Origin of the sequence: Acinetobacter rongchengensis, assembly GCF_003611475.1 — a bacterium.
GTDB classification, from domain to species: Bacteria; Pseudomonadota; Gammaproteobacteria; order Pseudomonadales; family Moraxellaceae; genus Acinetobacter; species Acinetobacter rongchengensis.
Window position 1 is genome coordinate 1 of sequence record NZ_RAXT01000146.1, and the last position, 1345, is coordinate 1345.

Sequence of the window (1345 nt, forward strand, 5' to 3'; positions counted from 1 at the left end):
ACGCCTATCATCGAGAAACAGGTGAAATTGTTGCTTATGTTTGGGGTAAACGAGATTTAGCTACAGTCTAACAATTGAAGACAAAGCTTAAACAATTAGATATTCACTACACCCGAATTGCAAGTGATCATTGGGACAGTTTCATCACTGCTTTTAAAAATGGTAAGCAAAGTATTGGTAAATTTTTTACTGTAGGTATTGAAGGCAATAATTGCAAAATAAGGCATAGAATTAGGCGTAGCTTCAGAAGAAGCTGTAATTTTTCAAAAAAGCTTGAAAACCATTTTAAAGCTTTTGATTTAGCCTTCTTTTCTTTTACATCAATAATGGCTTCATTTAAAGGCAGCATACTTTTTGAAGCACCACCAAAATTTTATGTTAAGTAGAGACTAAAAATGCCCTTGATTAAGGGCTTACAAGGGCATTTTGTATAAGGTGTATTATGTTAATTTTAGAATTTCTTCATTAGATAATTTTTGATAAGCTAAATCCATTAGGACTAATTAAGTAAATATGAGCAATTGGGTCAATGTCACACAGGATAAGTCTACAGGTATAGAACTAATTCATGCCCACTTCAAAGGCTTTGCATACGATCCTCATCTACACTCAAGTTATCTTATAGGGGTAACAGAGTTAGGACATCAACAATTCAATTGTAGAAAAAAAATTATTGATAGCTATCAAGGTCAAACTTTCATGCTTGAACCTGAAGAAGTTCATGATGGTAATGCACCAGATCCTCTCGGCTTCACTTATAAAATGATGCATTTAGATCCAGCATGGTTAAAAAAAAGCTATGAAGGAATATTTAATGAGCCTATCGAACTTGCTATCGAATCAACCCTACGTTCTGATCCTCAACTTTCACATTTGATACTTTCAACCTACAATATATTGAATAACAATGAATCTCAATTGATGAAAGATACGTATTTAGATCTTTTATTAGAAAACTTAGTAAATAAAAAAATTTTATATAAACGTGAAAAGTCTATCCAGACATTACCTAATATTGCATTAAAGCTAAAAGAAATTTTACATGAAAGTCTCTTTCATGATTTAGACTTACAAACACTCTCAACATTGGTGAAAACAGATCGTTTTTATATTAACCGTGTATTTAAAAAAAACTTTAACTGTTCTCCACATCAATATCTGATCCAACTCCGTTTAAATAAGGCAAAAGAATTGTTAAGAAAAGGATTATCAGCAACAACTGTTGCTTCATATCTTTGTTTTTCTGATCAAAGTCATCTAGGTCGATGGTTTAAACGTTGTTATGGCATAACATTGAATCAATATCAAAAAGCGTGCACAAATGTTCTAGATATATCTTGAAGAT

Annotated in this window: 1 protein-coding gene and 1 pseudogene; both read left to right on the forward strand. The window is 31.7% G+C overall.

Features of this window, described 5'->3' with window-relative positions; genetic code table 11:
• Positions 1-340 (forward strand): annotated as a pseudogene (locus tag D7V20_RS19130) (IS1 family transposase); the annotation flags it as partial.
• Positions 341-513: 173 nt separating this feature from the next.
• Positions 514-1341: an AraC family transcriptional regulator gene (locus D7V20_RS19135; protein WP_000073658.1), complete on the forward strand. Its 828-nt coding sequence runs from the start codon at positions 514-516 to the stop codon at positions 1339-1341.
• Positions 1342-1345 lie beyond the last annotated feature (4 nt).

Coding starts and splice junctions, on each gene's coding strand:
- D7V20_RS19135 (WP_000073658.1), top strand. CDS start 514: ATGAGCAATTGGGTCAATGTCACACAGGATAAGTCTACAGGTATAGAA.